The 16311-nt window shown below is 64.6% G+C and carries 14 protein-coding genes; 2 read left to right on the top strand and 12 right to left on the bottom strand.

Annotated elements, in window-relative coordinates; translation table 11 throughout:
• Window positions 1–195 precede the first annotated feature (195 nt).
• The 3 genes from D1F64_RS10495 to D1F64_RS10485 all read right to left on the bottom strand — a co-directional run bounded on the left by D1F64_RS10495 (window position 196) and on the right by D1F64_RS10485 (window position 5430).
• A complete protein-coding gene (locus D1F64_RS10495) occupies window positions 196–666 on the bottom strand; it encodes a DUF1801 domain-containing protein (RefSeq protein ID WP_117412402.1) in 471 nt (156 codons plus the stop codon).
• Between the two features lie 190 nt (window positions 667–856).
• Window positions 857–4294, bottom strand: coding sequence for a DNA polymerase III subunit alpha (dnaE, locus tag D1F64_RS10490; protein ID WP_117412401.1), 3438 nt, complete (start codon window positions 4292–4294; stop codon window positions 857–859).
• A gap of 677 nt (window positions 4295–4971) precedes the next feature.
• Window positions 4972–5430 carry a hypothetical protein gene (locus D1F64_RS10485; RefSeq protein ID WP_117412400.1) on the bottom strand — a complete coding sequence of 153 codons (459 nt, stop codon included), beginning with the start codon at window positions 5428–5430 and terminating at the stop codon, window positions 4972–4974.
• A 92-nt stretch (window positions 5431–5522) separates the two neighbouring features.
• On the opposite strand from D1F64_RS10485, the gene D1F64_RS23300 reads away from it, so the two are divergent.
• Window positions 5523–5780, top strand: coding sequence for a hypothetical protein (locus D1F64_RS23300; protein WP_162901468.1), 258 nt, complete (start codon window positions 5523–5525; stop codon window positions 5778–5780).
• A gap of 322 nt (window positions 5781–6102) precedes the next feature.
• On the opposite strand, the gene D1F64_RS10480 is transcribed toward D1F64_RS23300, so the two are convergent.
• From D1F64_RS10480 to D1F64_RS10465, 4 genes are all read right to left on the bottom strand, one after another.
• Complete coding sequence (locus D1F64_RS10480) at window positions 6103–6759, bottom strand: ABC transporter ATP-binding protein (RefSeq protein WP_117412399.1); 657 nt, start codon at window positions 6757–6759, stop codon at window positions 6103–6105.
• A 91-nt stretch (window positions 6760–6850) separates the two neighbouring features.
• Complete coding sequence (locus tag D1F64_RS10475) at window positions 6851–8128, bottom strand: lipoprotein-releasing ABC transporter permease subunit (RefSeq protein ID WP_248304719.1); 1278 nt, start codon at window positions 8126–8128, stop codon at window positions 6851–6853.
• A 274-nt stretch (window positions 8129–8402) separates the two neighbouring features.
• Window positions 8403–9740 carry a proline--tRNA ligase gene (gene proS / locus D1F64_RS10470; protein ID WP_117412398.1) on the bottom strand — a complete coding sequence of 446 codons (1338 nt, stop codon included), beginning with the start codon at window positions 9738–9740 and terminating at the stop codon, window positions 8403–8405.
• A gap of 635 nt (window positions 9741–10375) precedes the next feature.
• On the bottom strand, window positions 10376–10723 hold the full coding sequence (locus D1F64_RS10465; protein WP_248304718.1) for a hypothetical protein: 348 nt from the start codon (window positions 10721–10723) through the stop codon (window positions 10376–10378).
• Window positions 10724–10937: 214 nt separating this feature from the next.
• On the opposite strand from D1F64_RS10465, the gene D1F64_RS10460 reads away from it, so the two are divergent.
• Window positions 10938–11330 carry a hypothetical protein gene (locus D1F64_RS10460; RefSeq protein ID WP_205470731.1) on the top strand — a complete coding sequence of 131 codons (393 nt, stop codon included), beginning with the start codon at window positions 10938–10940 and terminating at the stop codon, window positions 11328–11330.
• 282 nt (window positions 11331–11612) lie between these two features.
• Here D1F64_RS10460 and D1F64_RS10455 read toward each other — a convergent pair whose 3' ends face one another.
• The 5 genes from D1F64_RS10455 to nuoN are packed head-to-tail and all read right to left on the bottom strand — an operon-like array spanning window position 11613 to window position 16254.
• Window positions 11613–11879, bottom strand: a complete 267-nt coding sequence (locus D1F64_RS10455; protein ID WP_117412397.1) for a DUF1467 family protein — start codon at window positions 11877–11879, stop codon at window positions 11613–11615.
• Between the two features lie 16 nt (window positions 11880–11895).
• Entirely contained in the window at window positions 11896–12300 is a 405-nt protein-coding gene (mce, locus tag D1F64_RS10450; protein WP_117412396.1) for a methylmalonyl-CoA epimerase, read from the bottom strand.
• A 40-nt stretch (window positions 12301–12340) separates the two neighbouring features.
• Entirely contained in the window at window positions 12341–14011 is a 1671-nt protein-coding gene (locus D1F64_RS10445; RefSeq protein ID WP_117412395.1) for a ribonuclease J, read from the bottom strand.
• Window positions 14008–14811, bottom strand: coding sequence for a biotin--[acetyl-CoA-carboxylase] ligase (locus D1F64_RS10440; protein ID WP_117412394.1), 804 nt, complete (start codon window positions 14809–14811; stop codon window positions 14008–14010). The genes D1F64_RS10445 and D1F64_RS10440 overlap by 4 nt, the downstream gene beginning before the upstream one ends.
• Before the next feature lie 3 nt (window positions 14812–14814).
• Window positions 14815–16254, bottom strand: coding sequence for an NADH-quinone oxidoreductase subunit NuoN (gene nuoN / locus D1F64_RS10435; protein WP_117412393.1), 1440 nt, complete (start codon window positions 16252–16254; stop codon window positions 14815–14817).
• Window positions 16255–16311 lie beyond the last annotated feature (57 nt).

Here is a 16311-nt window from a genome sequence, read left to right as displayed (position 1 = left end):
CCGGCCCCGCGTGTGGGATGCGCGCCTTATAGGCTGGTCCCCGCGCGGTTTCAAGCGCTCTGGGGACAACATTTGCGGGAAAAGCCACTTGTGCGCGCCGGCGATCGCTGGAGAGAGCGGCGGTGCAGCGTTACCCCGAACCGTAGGCGCCCTCGCCGAACAACCGCCGACGCGAAGCAGACGAACGACGCGCGGTCACATTTTTTCGCCGGGCAACAGGCTTGCCTGGCGCACCCAATCGAGGAATTGGGCCTCATCGATCGGGTCGCCCTCGTGGATGTCGAGATAGCGCACGTTCTCTTGCTTGGACTCGCCCGGAGGCATGGGACGCAAGAAGGAACCGCGGAAAAACGCCACCTTCACGTACTTCGTGTAGCAATGATAGCTGAGGAACCATCCCTGGTCGTCGAGACCGTAGAAGGGCGAATTCCACTTGACCGCTTTGGCGACACCGGGGACAGCCTGCTCGATGAGCGCATTGAGCTTGCGGCCGACCTCGCGCTTCCAGCCCGGCATGGCGGCGATGTAGGCCTGCACGGGGCCGTCGCCGTACCCCTTTGGGATCTGCGGGTTTCCACCAGAAAGGAGAACAGGCTGCGCCGCCGCCCGGCTCGCCGCGCGTTCTTGTGCGACCTTCCCGGAGTTCCCGGCTTTCGTCGGGGTCATGAGTCCACCTCCCTTTCGCAGGGAACGCTCTCTACACAGCGATTTTGGCGCAACCGTGGTCGCAGATGCACGCTCCTGCCCCTGCGCGCTCCGCTCGCATAAGCGCTTCCGCAAGCATGGCGCGCGCTCGGGCATCGCGCGATGTTCGCCTCAACCCGGGATTCACGCGCCTCGGTTCAAGGCATGCCGCCTAAACCATCTGCACCTGCACGACGCCCGGCACCGCCTTGAGCGCGCTGGCGATCGGCGGGGAGACCTGGTAGCGGCCGCGCAGCTTCACCTCGACCTCGCGCGCGCCGTTGTCCAGCAGCAGCACCACGCTGACATCGCCGTCGCCGCGCGCGCCCAAGTGCCGTTTGAGGCTCTGCACCGCCTGCCCGTCGCGCAGGAAAACCCGCAGGCTCTTCTGCACCCGGTTGGCGGCAACATCCAGCGGCTCCACGGACTGGATGCGCACGCCGATGCCCTCATCCTTCATCTCCGCCGCCACCAGCAGCACCACCGAGCGGCCGACGACCAGCTGGTCGCGGAATTTCGCCAGCGTCTCGGAAAACATCACCGCCTCGTACTGGCCGGTGGGATCGGAAATGCGTACGATGCCCATCTTGTTGCCGGTGCGCGTCCTGCGCTCCTGAAGCTGGGTGACCGTGCCCGCGAGCCGTCCCGCGCCCGAGCCGCGCTTCACCGACGCCTCGAACTCGCTCCAAAGCTGCACCCGCATGCGCTCGAGCACGCCGCGGTATTCGTCCAGCGGATGGGCGGAGAGATAAAAGCCGACCGCCGCATGCTCGCGCTGCAGCTTTTCCTCCGGCAGCCAAGGCTCCATGGGGTCCAGCCGGATCGGTTCGGGCTCGCCGCCCATGCCGAAGATGTCCGTCTGGCCCGAGGTCGCGTTGCCTTCCGCGCGCTGCGCCTCGCCCATGATGCGGTCGATGCCGGCGACAAGCCGCGCCCGGTTGGCGTCCAGCTCGTCGAAGGCGCCCGCCGCGATCATGCTCTCCAGCGAACGCTTGTTGAGAACGCGCGGCGACACCCGGCGGGCGAAATCGCCGATATCCTTGAACGGCGTGTCGCCGCGCACCGTCTCGATGTGTTCGACCACCTGCTCGCCCACGCCCTTGATGGCGGCGAGCGAATAGACGATCCGGCCCTCCTGCACGTCGAAATAGACGCAGGAGCTGTTGATCGACGGCGACACCACGTCGATGCCCATGCGCTGCGCCTCGCGGCGGAAATCGCTGAGCTTTTCGGTGTTGCCCATGTCGAGCGTCATCAGCGCGGCGAGAAACTCGACCGGATGGTTGGCCTTCATCCAGGCGGTGTGATAGGCGACCAGCGCGTAGGCTGCGGCGTGGCTCTTGTTGAAGCCGTAGTTGGCGAATTTCGCCACCAGATCGAAGATCGTGCTCGCCTGCTTCTTGTCCACCCCGCGCTCCACCGCGCCGTCGGTGAAGCGCGAGCGCTGGACCTCCATCTCCGCCGCGATCTTCTTGCCCATGGCCCGGCGCAGCAGATCGGCGTCGCCGAGCGAATAGCCGGCCAGGATCTGGGCGATCTGCATCACCTGTTCCTGATAGATGATGATGCCGTGGGTCTCGTTGAGCACCGGCTCGAGCTTGGGATGCATGTAGTCGGCCGGCTCTTCGCCGTGCTTGCGCCGGTTGTAGGTGGGAATGTTCTCCATCGGGCCGGGCCGGTAGAGCGCCACCAGCGCGATGATGTCCTCGAAGCGGTCGGGGCGCATGCCGGCGATGGCCCGGCGCATGCCCTGGCTTTCCAGCTGGAACACGCCGACCGTCTCGCCCGCCGCCAGCATCTTGTAGGTGGGCGGGTCGATCAGCGGCACTGCTGAGAGATCGATGTCGATGCCCCGCCGCGCCACCAGCTTCACCGCGGTGGAGAGCACCGTTAGCGTCTTCAGGCCGAGAAAATCGAATTTGACCAGCCCGGCCTGCTCGACGAACTTCATGTTGAACTGGGTGACCGGCATGTCGGAGCGCGGATCGCGGTACAGCGGCACCAGCTGCTCCAGCGGCCGGTCGCCGATGACGATGCCCGCCGCGTGGGTCGAGGCGTGCCGGTAGAGCCCCTCGAGCTTCTGGCCCATGGTCAGAAGCTTCTCGACGATCGGCTCCTCGTTGGCCGCCTCGCGCAGCCGCGGCTCGTCGTCCAGCGCCTGCGCCAGCGTCACGGGGTTGGCCGGGTTCTGCGGCACCAGCTTGCACAGCCGGTCCACCTGGCCGTAGGGCATCTGCAGCACCCGGCCGACATCGCGCAGCACCACGCGCGCCTGCAGCGTTCCGAAGGTGATGATCTGCGCCACCTGCGCGCGGCCGTATTTTTGTTGCACATAGCGGATCACCTCGTCGCGGCGGTCCTGGCAGAAGTCGATGTCGAAGTCGGGCATCGACACACGCTCGGGATTGAGAAACCGCTCGAACAGCAGCGCGAAGCGGATCGGATCGAGATCGGTGATGGTCAGCGCCCAGGCGACGACCGAGCCCGCGCCCGAACCACGGCCCGGCCCCACCGGAATGCCCTGCGCCTTGGCCCATTTGATGAAGTCGGCAACGATGAGGAAGTAGCCGGGAAATTTCATCCGCTCGATGATGCCGAGCTCGTATTCCAGCCGCTCCCAGTATTCGTGCGCCTCGTGCCCTTCCGCCACGCCGTGCAGCGCCAGACGGGCCCTCAGCCCCTCCTCCGACTGGCGGCGCATTTCGCCCGCTTCGGCGATCTCGGCTTCCGCCGTATCCGCGTCGGCGCCGGCGAACCGGGGCAGGATCGGCGCGCGCTTGGGCGCGCGGCAGTGACAGCGCCGGGCGATTTCAACGGTGTTCTCAATCGCTTCCGGAAGATCCCTGAACAGCTCGCTCATGGCGGCGCGCGGCTTGAACCAGTGCTCCGGTGTCAGCCGGCGGCGATCGTCCTCGATAACGACGCGTCCTTCGGCGATGCAGATGAGCGCGTCATGCGCCTCATAGTCATCGGGTCCGGGGAAGAACGCCTCGTTCGTGGCCACCAGCGGCACGCCGCCGCGATAGGCCATCTCCACCATGGCGGCTTCCGTGCGCCGCTCCTCGTCCGTGCCGTGGCGCTGCAGCTCGATATAGAGCCGGTCGCCGAACATGGCCTTGAGCCGCTCGAAGCGCCGTTCGGCAAGATCCTCGCGGCCGTCGAGCAGCGGCCGGCCGAGCAGGCCCAGCGCGCCGCCGGTCAGCGCGATGATGCCCTCCGCCTTGGCGGCCAGCGCCTCGATGCCGACATGCGGGCGAATTCCGGTTTCCGTGTCGAGAAACGACCGGCTGACCAGCTCCACCAGATTGGCGTAGCCCTGATCGCTCGCCGCCAGCAGCACGATTTCGGGAAAATGATCGCCCTGCCGGCGTGGCGTGTCGTCGTCGGCGCAATCGATCGCCATCTGGCAGCCGATGATCGGCTGCAGGCCCGCGCCCTTGGCCTTCTCGGAAAATTCCAGCGCTCCGAAGAGATTGCCCGTGTCGGTGATCGCCAGCGCCGGCTGGTCGTCGGCCTGGGCCAGTTTGATGAGCTTGGCGATCGGCAGCGCGCCCTCGAGCAGCGAGAAGGCGGAGTGAACCCGAAGATGTACGAAGCCGACGTCCGCCATGGCGCAAAATTCCCGAGATCGCGGATCCGGGCGGCAGGCCCGAATCTCGACCCCAGTGTCCCGCCTCCCAACGAAGGTGTCGAGAGCCCGCCGGGCATCGGCACACGCAATCCCCGGCCGAACGGCCGGTTGCGCCCGCTATACACAGACCGCGCCCGACCCGCGCGCCTTGCGGGCGCGCAAGACACCCGTCGCATCCGCGGTCCCGCGCGTAATGAACAGCCGCGCGAGCGGCGCCTCAATTCAGGCGCGCGAGCACATCCATCCAGACGGAAAGGGACAGGCCGAAAAGCACCAAGACACCAAACGCAGCCACGTCACGAGCAAGATACAGCATGGGACTCTCCCGATAATCACGTTATGATCATAGTATGTTCCATGTTTGTTCTATATGCAAGCAACATGGTGAATGGCAATGGCAAATGTCACTTATGGTAAAGCAAATCTTACCGGCGCGGGTCCGCGTGCGCGCAGACGGGCGCAGGCACGGACGTGCGCATGCCGCCCCGCGCCAATGAGACGCGAGGGTGCCGCCACGCGCGGCAGCGAGGCCCGATCGGCCTACGGTCTGCTCAGAAATCGCAGGGGGAAGAAAGCCCCGCCGCGCCGGCGTCAGCGCCTGAGGCGATAGCGGCAAGGAGCATGGCGTCGTGGCGGGCCCTGCGGCTCTTCGGGCTTTATGGCGTCCAGATTTTGACGTTCAGGACCGCCTTGACGATATGCACATCGGCTTGAATATCGGAAAAGCCGACCGTGCAGACCGCGTTGACGCATGGCACAACGCGATCGGTGCCATCGATGCTGACGTAGTCGTAGCCGACACCGAAACTCACGCGATCGCTGACGGCCCGTTCGATGGCGGCGCCGAGCGTCCATCCATGCTCGAATTTCGTGTCCGATCCATAGATGTTGAGATCGAGGTTGCTCCCGTAGGTGTAAATCTCACCGCCCGCATAGCCGCCTTTTGCCAGCACCAGCCACCGGTCGAACGCAAAGCCCACCTGGGCCGTTGCCGTGATCAGGTTGTCCAGAGACATGACCCGGCTGCGATTGGCGCCAAACGAGAAGTAGCGCGAGTCCTCTTCCAGGTCGACCAGACTGGCGCCGATCTCCCCGCCGAATACGAAACTGCCCATCTGGTGGCGATAACCGGCGTGGACGCCCCGAGAAACCCGCTGGGCGACTGATCGACGTTTTCGTCGTTCGCGGAGTCCCCCGGAACGTTCTCGTGAACATGATGAAAGTCACCGAAGGCCGCACCAACGTTCACCCCGGCAAAAAAACCTTCCCACATGCCCTGCGCCGACGCAGGCGTGCTGATCAGAAGGATGCCGGCAACAACAAGTACAATGCGCATCATGGATGCTCCAAAATATTCGGTGCTCTCAATTCAGGGGCGCCTCAATGCTCTGACCGTCAATCCGGTTGTCATATCAAGGACCCAGTGCGCCGCGCCAGAATGGAAACAATACGGGGCGCCCTGTGAAATGAAAACGCCATATCTTCCGCAGCGTAAGAAATACAAAATCTCGTTCACCGGCGTAAATACAGGCTCTTAAACGACATTTCCGCTTGTCCGGACACGCCGGGAAACAATATCTGGCGACTGTTGCCATCACGCAACGCTTCAAAGACATGAATCCGCATGCGCAGTCGCATCGGGGGCCTGCAATAAAGGGCAACCCCGAAGATGCGACACCGGCATCCAAGGAAGCGCGGTGCCTCTGGCCGTTCTGATGGAACCGGTCGCCGGTTCATTCGCCCTGAAGGAGAGATCCGCCGCTGCGCCCGGAAAGCAGGAAACGCTTCTAAAACTCGACGACCTTGCCCTCGCGCAGGGTGATGCGGCGGTCCATGCGCGCGGCCATGTCCATGTTGTGGGTGGCGAACAGCGCCGCCAGGCCGGAGGCCTTGACGAGTGTTGCCAGCGCCTCGAACACATAGCTCGCCGTCTTGGGATCGAGATTGCCGGTCGGCTCGTCGGCCAGCAGCACGCGTGGACCATTGGCCACAGCGCGCGCGATCGCGACCCGCTGCTGCTCGCCGCCCGACAGTTCCGAGGGCCGGTGGGTGGCGCGCGGTTCCAGCCGCATGTAGCGCAACAGCTCCAAAGCGCGCGCGTTGGCCTCGCTCTTGGGCAGCCCGCGGATCATCTGCGGCATGGCGATGTTCTCAAGCGCCGTGAACTCGGGCAGCAGATGATGGAACTGATAGACGAAGCCGATGTCCAGCCGGCGAATGCGCGTGCGCGCCTCGTCGGGCAGCTTCGCGCACGCCCTGCCGCCGACATAGACCTCGCCCGCGTCCGGCTTTTCCAGCAGCCCCGCGATCTGCAGCAGCGTCGACTTGCCCGCGCCTGAAGGCGCCACCAACGCCACGGTCTCGCCGCGCCGCAGGGTGAGATCCGCGCCGCGCAGCACGTCGAGATATCCGTGCGCCTCGGTGAAGCGGCGTTCGACGCCCACGAGCGCAAGCGCCGCGCCGCTGACCTGCGACGCCGGCGCATCGTGCCCTGCCCCGTTGCGATCTCAGTTTCGAGTGTGGTCATGGGAGGGCTCATTCGTATCGCAGGGCTTCGACCGGATCGAGCCGCGCGGCGCGCCAGGCCGGATACAATGTCGCGAGGAACGACAGCACCAGCGCCATGACGACGACGGTGACGGTCTCGCTCACGTCCATGTCGGCGGGCAGCTTGGACAGGAAATAGAGCTCCGGCGAGAACAGCTCGGTCCGCGTCAGCCAGGAGACGCCCTGGCGGATGCTTTCGACGTTGGCGCAAACGACGGTGCCCAGCGCCACGCCGGCCAGCGTGCCCACGGTGCCGATGCTGGCGCCGGTGATCATGAACACCCGCAGGATCGAACCGCGCGAGGCGCCCATGGTGCGCAGAATCGCGATGTCGTGGCTCTTGTCCTTCACCAGCATGGTGAGACCGGAAATGATGTTGAGCGCCGCAACCAGCACGATCAAGGTCAGGATCATGAACATCACATTGCGCTCCACCTCCAGGGCGGAGAAGAAGGTGGTGTTGCGCTGGCGCCAGTCGGTGACGAACGTCGGCCGTCCGGCCGCCTCCTCAAGCTTGGCGCGCATGCCGTCGATCTCGTCGGGATCGTCGACGAACACGTCGATGGCGCTCGCCTCGCCTTCCTTGTTGAAATAGAGCTGCGCCTCCTCCATCGGCATGAACAGCATGGTGCCGTCGTATTCCGACATGCCGATCTCGAAGATGCCCGCAACGGGGTACCCCTTGATGCGCGGCGTGACGCCCATCGGCGTCACCGCGCCGCGCGGGCTGATCAGAGTCACCGTGTCGCCGACGACCACGCCGAGCGAGCGCGCCATGCGCGAGCCGATGGCCACGCCCGCGCCCTCGTCGAACCCTTCAAGTGAGCCGGCCACAAGGGTTCCGGAAATCAGCGGCATCCGCTGCAGATCCGCAAGCCTAAGCCCGCGCACCAGGGCGCCGAACGCGCCGGCGGGGCCTGAGACCAGCGCCTGGCCCTCCACCATGGGCACGGTGAACTGCACGCCCTCGACGCCTTCGATGCGCGAGGCAACGGCGTCATAGTCGTCCAGCGGCCCATCGATCGGCTGAACCAGCAGATGGCCATTGATGCCGAGGATCTTCGACACCAGTTCGCCGCGGAAGCCGTTCATCACCGCCATGACGATGATCAGCGTGGCCACACCCAGCATGATGCCGAAGAAGGAAAACCCGGCAATGATCGAGATGAATGTCTCCTTGCGCCGTGCGCGCAGGTAGCGCCCGGCCAGCATCCATTCGAAGGCCGCGAAGGGTCGCGTGCCAGTCGGCTCGTTCACCGCGTTCATGCGCCCGTCTCCCTGGCTGCGACCGGCAGCGGAGCGATATCGCCGCAACACCGGAAATTGTTTGAAATTCAGCATATTGGAGCTGAATCTTGCCGAGTAGGCAAGCCATTTGGAACGCATCGACATATCAAACGCTTCACGTCGCCCGGGCCACGCTTCCCCACGGCGGATGCGTCGCCACAGGCGAATCGCATCCCCAAAAGGGAGCGGCCGGTCGGCCGCCTCCTGCGGGAGACGGCCTGATGTCAGGAGCCGCCCGTCATCGGGATACGGCCTATTTGTCGGGACCGGCGCAGGCAATGAGCTTGGCGACCGCGGCCTCCAGCGTCATCGTCTCGCGCTCGCCGCCGGTGCGGCTCTTCAGCTCGACCTCACCCGAGGCCAGTCCACGCGGACCGGCCACCAGCTGCCACGGCAAACCGATGAGATCCATCGTGGCGAACTTCGCCCCGGCGCGCTGATCGGTGTCGTCGTAAAGGACATCCAGCCCGGCGTTGGTCAGTTGTTCGTAGAGCCCCTCGCACGCCGCGTCGGTCGCCTGGTCGCCTGATTTCAGATTGATTAGTCCGACGTCGAAAGGAGCGACCGATTGCGGCCAAATGATGCCGTTGTCGTCGTGGCTGGCCTCGATGATCGCACCAAGCACCCGCGACACGCCGACGCCATAGGACCCCATGTGCACGGGCACGTCCGTGCCGTCCGACGTCGTTACCTTCGCGCCCATCGGCTCGGAGTATTTGGTGCCGAAATAGAAGGTCTGGCCGACCTCGATGCCGCGCGCGGCGATGCGCTTGTCTTCCGGAACCGTGGCCTCGAACTCCTTCATGTCGATCATGTCCTCGGTCGCGGCATAGAGCGAGGTCCAGTCGGCAACAATCCCGCTGAGATCGCCGCGGAAGTCGACGTCGTCACCGGGAATCGGCTTGTCGAGCAGATCTGCGTGGCAGAAGACACCGCTCTCGCCGGTGTCGGCCAGGACGATGAACTCGTGGCTCAGGTCGCCGCCGATGGGACCGGTTTCCGCGCGCATCGGGATCGCGGTAAGACCCATGCGCTTGTAGGTGCGCAGATAGGCGACAAACATCCGGTTGTAGGCCTCGACCGCCTGCTCCTTGGTGACGTCGAACGAATAGGCGTCCTTCATCAGGAACTCGCGTCCGCGCATGATGCCGAAGCGCGGGCGCACCTCGTCGCGGAACTTCCACTGCATGTGATAGAGGTTGAGCGGCAGTTCCTTGTAGGAGCGCACGTAGGAGCGGAAGATCTCGGTGATCATCTCCTCGTTGGTCGGCCCGTAAAGCATGTCGCGGTCGTGCCGGTCGGTGATGCGCAGCATCTCCTTGCCGTAGGCTTCGTAGCGCCCGCTCTCGCGCCACAGATCGGCGGACTGGATCGTCGGCATCAAGAGTTCGACCGCACCGGCGCGATCCTGCTCCTCGCGCACGATCTGCTCGATCTTGCGCAGAACCTTGTAGCCCAGCGGCAGCCAGGAATAGATTCCGGCGGACTGCTGACGGATCAGGCCCGCGCGCAGCATCAGGCGGTGCGAGACGATTTCGGCTTCCTTGGGCGTCTCTTTGAGGATCGGCAGGAAATATTGGGACAGGCGCATCAAGCAGCTCTTTTCTGGTTTTCGCGGCACACGATCGGAGGTGACCGCATGACCGCGCAAAACACAAGCCCTCGTTCCGGCTCCCGTGCGGCTTTCCGCAGCCTGGCGGGGTCACCCGGGAGGAGCGATGTAATTTTCACCAATATCAAATGTGCAAAAATTTTGTGCAGGAACGCACAATTTGGTGACAATAGGAAATCGTTGCGATATCGTACGGGCAATAATAAGGGATCGACCCGCAAGGGACTGATCCCAAATGAGGCATCGCGGTCTGAGTCTTGGGAGGAAGAGCTCTCTGGCGCACCTTCGGGTTGCAGCCGTTTCTACGATGAGACAATCCAAGCCTTCGTAGGGATTTAGGGAGTTGTTGGACGCGGAACTACAAACGCAAGGCCTTGTGCCTTGCTTTTTTTTGCCTTTTTGCGGCCACCCGATTCACCGCGCCGGCCGGTTCATGGCGCTTGCCGGCTTGCCTCTCTGAATCCGCCCGTCAGCGCAAACACCTATATTCCAACAATAAAACGGATTTGTGACAGCAACGGCAACAGCTCTCGTGACACACAGGGTCCGGGCCGGCCCCGCGCGAACCGTATCCGCACGAGGCAGCCGTCACGCGGCGGGCGCGAACTTCGCGATCAATCCGTAAACGTATACGTGCCGGTCTCGCAGAGATCGACGCCCCGGTCCTCGATATCGTCGCCATCGTCGGTGATGATGCGGATGTCGTAGACGCATTGCGTGCGCCCGTCCGAAATCGTCACCTCCACCTCGTTGCCGGACGGCAGCACCCCGTCCGCGAAGACGTCCTCTTCCCACTCGTCCACATCGGCCGGCGACGTATAGAACTCGGTGATCGTGACCGAAGACGTGTTCTGCAGCACAAGCAACAGGTCTTCCGCCGCCGCCGGTGCGGCCAGGCCGCCCGATAGCAGGCCACAGACGAGAATTCCGGCCGCCCGGCGTTTCGACATCCAGTTTTTCATGACACCCCCCAAAATTGTCCCGCGCCAGGCGAAACACCTGTCGCAACGGCAATCTATACAACGGCTTGCGCGCCCGAAAGCCCGCATCAAACGTCTCCGCATCTTGGGCGCCCGACGACGGGGTTTGCGGCGGTCCCTTCCGCCGAGAAAAGAGTCGCTAAACTGCGCCAACAACCTGGGGGTTATGATGAAAAGACATTTTGGACGCGCCGTTGTGATCGCGGCATTGCTCAGCGCGCTCGGCGCGCAGGCCGCGCAGGCCGATTCTTGCTGGGACCACAACGGCTCGCTGATGCGGCTGCAGGCACAGGGCAACCAGCGCTGGTTCACTTACGAGAATCCCAAGCCCAGCCTGCGCAACGCCGGCGTGCGGCGCGGCACGCTGCTGTTCAACGGCACCAAGCGCGGCGACTGGTACGAGGGGCTGGCGCGGGTGTTTTCGAAATACTGTCCCGGCGAGCCGCTGGAATACCGGGTCGAGGGTCCGGTGTATTCCAACCCGCTGCGGGTCGTGGTGCGCGGCACCCGCGAGTCGCAACGCCAGTGCCGCCCGACGGGCCGGATGCGCAGCGACGAACTGGTCTTCACCTACCGCACCAATTGCTGAGGCGGGAGGTGCTCGAACCTCTGCCCGAAGATCGGAAGCAACAAGAGGTGGAGGCTGGGCCGAATGTTCCGCCGATCCTTCGAGACGGCCCTTCGAGCCTCCTCAGGATGACGTTGAACGTGTGGCGATTTCACAAATATATCAACATGATAACGTCATCCTGAGGAGCCGTCGAAGACGGCGTCTCGAAGGATCGGCGACATCCCCGGACGTTGGCGCGATCCTGGGCACGCCTCCCGATCAATGTTGACGAGCGCCTGCCTCCATGCAGCCCGCCGTCGCTCAGAACCGTCCCGGAATCGGCACGTCGTCCAGCGTCAGGCCCGAATAGACCAGCAACCAGTAGACGGCGGCGAAAATGATAGCGGAGACGATCGTGGTGGCGACCGCCTTGCGCGCCAGCATCGGGCGGCTCGGCGCGCCGGGCATGGAGCCGGGTTCGATGGCGTCACCCGCCTCCTCCTGGCTTTTCACGCCGAAGGGCAGCACCGCGAAGAGCACCAGCCACCAGATGATAAAATAGATCGCCAGCATGCTGCCAAGGGCCATCGGTCGCTCTTTCGTCTCAGACTTGTTCGAGTTCGGTCAGCGTGCCGAGGAAATCCTTGGGATGCAGAAACAGCACCGGCTTGCCGTGCGCGCCGATCTTCGGCTCGCCGTCGCCCAGCACCCGCGCGCCCGCGGCCTTCAGCTCATCACGCGCCGCGATGATGTCCTCGACCTCATAGCACAGGTGATGGATACCGCCGGACGGGTTGCGTTCCAGGAATTTCGCGATCGGGGAGTCCGCGCCCAGGGGCTCGAGAAACTCGATCTTCGTGTTGGGCAGCTCGACAAACACCGTCATGACGCCGTGGTCGGGCTGCGGCACCGCCTGGGAGACATGCGCCCCCAGCGTGTCGCGGTAGACGGCGACCGCCGCCTCCATGTCGGGGACGGCGATGGCCACGTGGTTGAGACGTCCGATCATCGGCAACTCCTCAGCAAGACTTCCCGTCAGCCGCGCGCCGTCATACGACGGCGACCATGACGTGGCAAAGCGGCTTTTTGCCCCAGCGTTCCAGCACGGCCGCGCGCGCCGCCCGGCGGGAGGCTTCGCGCACCAGCTCCGGATCGCGCCGGCGCTTCTTCGGGATGCTCTCGATGGCGCTCTCGATGGCGTCGACGATCACGTCCTCGAACAATTCGCCGTCCGCATCCAGATCCGGCAGGCCGATGGCCACCGCATCCGGCTCGCAGACCATGTTGCCGGCCTTGTCGATGACCACGCTGGCCGTCACCACGCCCGCGAACGACAGCCGCAGGCGGTCGCGCACGCCGCAGGTCTCGGGGCTCAGCAGCATGGTGCCATCCTTGACCATCTGGCCTGAATGGACATCGCCGGTGACCTTCGCCGCGCCCGCCTTCAGCCGGATCACGTCGCCGTTGTAGCCGACGACCACTTCGTTGACGCCCTGCGCGCGGGCGAACTTGGCATGCGCGTTCAGGTGCAGCGGCTCGCCGTGCACCGGAACCGCGATCTGCGGCCGGATCAGTTCGTACAGCGTCTTCATTTCGCCCAGACGCGGATGGCCGGAGACATGCACCAGTCCGTCGCGGTCGGTGACGACCTCGATGCCGCGCACCACCAGGCCGTTGACGATCTCGCCCACGACCTTCTCGTTGCCGGGAATGGTGCGCGAGGAAAAGATCACCATGTCGCCCTGGTTCAGCGTCACCGTGCGGTGATCGTCATTGGCGATGCGGGCGAGTGCCGCGCGCGCCTCGCCCTGACTGCCGGTGCACAGCAGCAGCACCTTGTCGCGCGGCAGATAGCCGTAGGCGTCTTCCTCCAGGAACGGCCTCAGTCCCTTGAGCAGGCCCAGTTCGTCGGCCACGTCCAGCGTGCGGCGCATGGCGCGTCCGACGACAACCACCTCGCGGTCGCAAGCCTCGGCGGCCAGCGCCACGCCGCGCAGACGCGCCACGTTGGAGGCGAATGTGGTCACCGCCACGCGGTTCTTGGCGCCGCGGATGATCTCGGTGAGCGACTTGACGACCTCGGTCTCCGACGGGCTCACACCCTCGCGCAGCGCGTTGGTGGAATCGCTGACCATCGCCAGCACGCCCTCGTCACCGATTTCGCCGAGCCGCTTGAGATCGATCGGGAGGCCGACGCCCGGCTCCGGATCGATCTTCCAGTCACCCGAATGCAGGATGGTGCCCGCCGACGTGCGGATCGCCAGAGCGCAAGGTTCGGGGATGGAATGCGACATCGCCACCATCTCGATGTTGAATGGGCCGACGTTGAAGCGCTCGCCCTGCTGCACCACGGTGACGGGAATGTCGATGGTGACGCCGCGTTCGCCATGCGACTTGGCCTTCAGCAGGCCGGCGGTGAACGGAGTCATGTACAGCGGCGCCTTCAGACGCGGCCACAGCTCCAGAATGGCGCCGTAGTGATCCTCGTGCGCGTGGGTGATGACGATGCCATCCAGCCGGTCGAGATGCGCCTCGATGAATTTGATGTCGGGAAACACCAGATCGATGCCCGGAAGATCCGGGCCACCGAAGGAAACCCCGCAATCGACCATCAGCCAGCGGCGGTCCTTTTCAGGGCCAAGGCCGTAGAGGCCCATGTTCATTCCGATTTCACCGACGCCGCCAAGCGGGAGGAAAACCAGTTCGGCAGTGTCACTCATGTATTGGCCCTTTCGGCACTTATCTTTTTCGCGGTCGGAAAGAACAGGTCTCCCGCCGAAATACGTCGTTCGCTCCCGTCCCCTTGGGTCAGGACGAGACGGCCATCTTCATCGATTGTGCGGAAGATGCCCTCATATGTGGTGTCACCCAGACGAATTGTCACGTGTTCGCCCAGACGCGCGGCGCGGGCGATCCAGCTTTCCCGGATCGCGCCAAAGCCGGCGCCCTTGGACCATTGAGCCAGGCGCGCCCGCATCGCGGACGCCAGCCTGTCGAACAGATGGTCCGGCGGGATCAAAAATCCCAGTTCGGTCAAATCCGTAGCCCGATAGTTCTCGGGATCCGGATGATGCGCGCAATTGACGCCAAAGCCGCAGACAACGGCGCATCGCCCATCACCCAACGTCTCCGATTCCAGCAAGATGCCCGAGATCTTGGCATCATCGACCAGCAGGTCGTTGGGCCATTTCAGCCGCACGAGTCCGTGACTGCCGGTCGCGGCTTCCACCGCATCGGCCAGCGCCACGGCGCAGACCATCGGCAACTCACCGAGTTTTTCACGCGGACCCGGATCGATCAGCAGCAGCGACGCGTAGAGATTGCCGCGCTCCGATACCCAGGCCCGGCCGCGCCGGCCCCGGCCCTGCTCCTGCATGGACGCGGTAATCCAGAGATCGCCCGCGTCGCCGCCGCGCGCCGCTTCGAACGCATTGATGTTGGTCGAACCCACCGTATCGAGATGCAGCCGCCGGAAGCGTGGCGCCGATGCGATAGCGATGGGTCCTCCTGATGCCTGCATGCCCTAGAAGAACGTCTTCGCGGCCGTCTCCGCAGCGCTGACCAGCGGGCCGGCGAAGACGACGAAGAACAGCACGAACGCGCCGCTCGCGCCCAGCACCACCTTCAATTCGCCGGGCATCGGCACGAAGGAACCCTCCGGCTCGTCAAAATACATGATCTTGACGATGCGCAGGTAATAATAGGCGCCAACGACCGAGGTCAGCACGCCGATCACGGCGAGACCATAAAGCTCCGCCTCGACGGCGGCCAGGAAGACGTAGAACTTGCCGAAGAATCCGGCCAGCGGCGGAATGCCGGCCAACGAGAACATGATCATTGCCAGCAGGAACGCCATCATCGGATTGTTGCGCGACAGACCCGCCAGATCGGAGATGTCCTCGACCATGCCGTCCTTGCGGCGCATCGCGAGAATGCAGGCGAACGCCCCGAGCGTCATCGCCAGATAGATCGCCATGTAGACGATCACGCCCTGCACCCCCGCCTTGCTGGCGGCGGCGAGGCCGACGAGCGCGAACCCCATGTGACCGATCGACGAATAGGCCATCAGGCGCTTGATATTGTTCTGGCCGATGGCCGCGAACGCGCCCAGCGCCATGGAGGCGATGGAGACGAAGACGATGATCTGCTGCCATTCCAGCGCCACCGGCTCGAACGCGCTGATGACGATGCGCGTCAGCATGGCGATGGCGGCGATCTTCGGGGCCGCGGCGAAAAACGCGGTGACCGGCGTCGGCGCGCCCTCGTAAACGTCAGGCGTCCACATGTGGAACGGCACGGCGGAGATCTTGAAGGCCATGCCGGCGAGCACGAAGACGAGACCGACGGTCAGCCCGAGCGAGCCGCCTTCCAGCGTCAGCGACTGCGCGATCGCGGCGAACCCGGTCTGGCCGGTGAAGCCGTAGACCAGCGACATGCCATAGAGCAGCATGCCCGAGGACAGCGCGCCGAGGACGAAGTACTTCAGGCCGGCTTCCGTGGAGCGGATGGAATCGCGGTTGATGGCGGCGACCACATAGAGCGCCAGGCTCTGCAGCTCGAGACCGAGATAGACCGCGATCATGTCGGTCGCCGAGATCATCAGCAGCATGCCCAGCGTGGCGATGAGGATGAGGATCGGATACTCGAAGCGGTCAAACGACTGGCCGCGCGCAAACGCCACCGACATGGCGATCGCCAGCGCCGATCCGATCAGCACCAGCAGCTTCATGAAGCGGGCGAAGCCGTCGAGCGCGAAGGCGTTCTCGAACGTCGCGCCGTCCTGCAGCACCAGGAGCAGCACGCCGGCCAGCGCCAGGAGCGCGATCGCCATGCCGGTGACCACCGGCGTCGAACGCTGTCCGCCGAAGACGCCGATCATCAGCAGCACCATGGCGCCACCGGCCAGGAACAGCTCCGGCAGGGCCGGCATCAGGTCGGGCAGAAGATAAATCTCAGGCTGCATCGCTGCTAGGTCCCGTGTTCCAGTGCTGTGGTCCGTGGGTGCCTTCGGGGGTCTGCC

The sequence above is a fragment of the Breoghania sp. L-A4 genome (assembly GCF_003432385.1).
Classification (GTDB): Bacteria; Pseudomonadota; Alphaproteobacteria; order Rhizobiales; family Stappiaceae; genus Breoghania.
The sequence above is the reverse complement of the archived record's forward strand: the minus strand, read 5'-3'. Positions and strand labels throughout refer to the sequence as shown.

Excerpts from the sequence above, each read along its gene's own strand:
- D1F64_RS10495 (WP_117412402.1), bottom strand. The coding sequence starts at position 666 with ATGACCCCGACGAAAGCCGGGAACTCCGGGAAGGTCGCACAAGAACGC.
- dnaE (WP_117412401.1), bottom strand. The coding sequence starts at position 4,294 with ATGGCGGACGTCGGCTTCGTACATCTTCGGGTTCACTCCGCCTTCTCG.
- D1F64_RS10485 (WP_117412400.1), bottom strand. The coding sequence starts at position 5,430 with ATGGGCAGTTTCGTATTCGGCGGGGAGATCGGCGCCAGTCTGGTCGAC.
- D1F64_RS10475 (WP_248304719.1), bottom strand. The coding sequence starts at position 8,128 with ATGAACGCGGTGAACGAGCCGACTGGCACGCGACCCTTCGCGGCCTTC.
- proS (WP_117412398.1), bottom strand. The coding sequence starts at position 9,740 with ATGCGCCTGTCCCAATATTTCCTGCCGATCCTCAAAGAGACGCCCAAG.
- D1F64_RS10465 (WP_248304718.1), bottom strand. The coding sequence starts at position 10,723 with ATGAAAAACTGGATGTCGAAACGCCGGGCGGCCGGAATTCTCGTCTGT.
- D1F64_RS10455 (WP_117412397.1), bottom strand. The coding sequence starts at position 11,879 with ATGGCCCTTGGCAGCATGCTGGCGATCTATTTTATCATCTGGTGGCTG.
- mce (WP_117412396.1), bottom strand. The coding sequence starts at position 12,300 with ATGATCGGACGTCTCAACCACGTGGCCATCGCCGTCCCCGACATGGAG.
- D1F64_RS10445 (WP_117412395.1), bottom strand. The coding sequence starts at position 14,011 with ATGAGTGACACTGCCGAACTGGTTTTCCTCCCGCTTGGCGGCGTCGGT.
- D1F64_RS10440 (WP_117412394.1), bottom strand. The coding sequence starts at position 14,811 with ATGCAGGCATCAGGAGGACCCATCGCTATCGCATCGGCGCCACGCTTC.
- nuoN (WP_117412393.1), bottom strand. The coding sequence starts at position 16,254 with ATGCAGCCTGAGATTTATCTTCTGCCCGACCTGATGCCGGCCCTGCCG.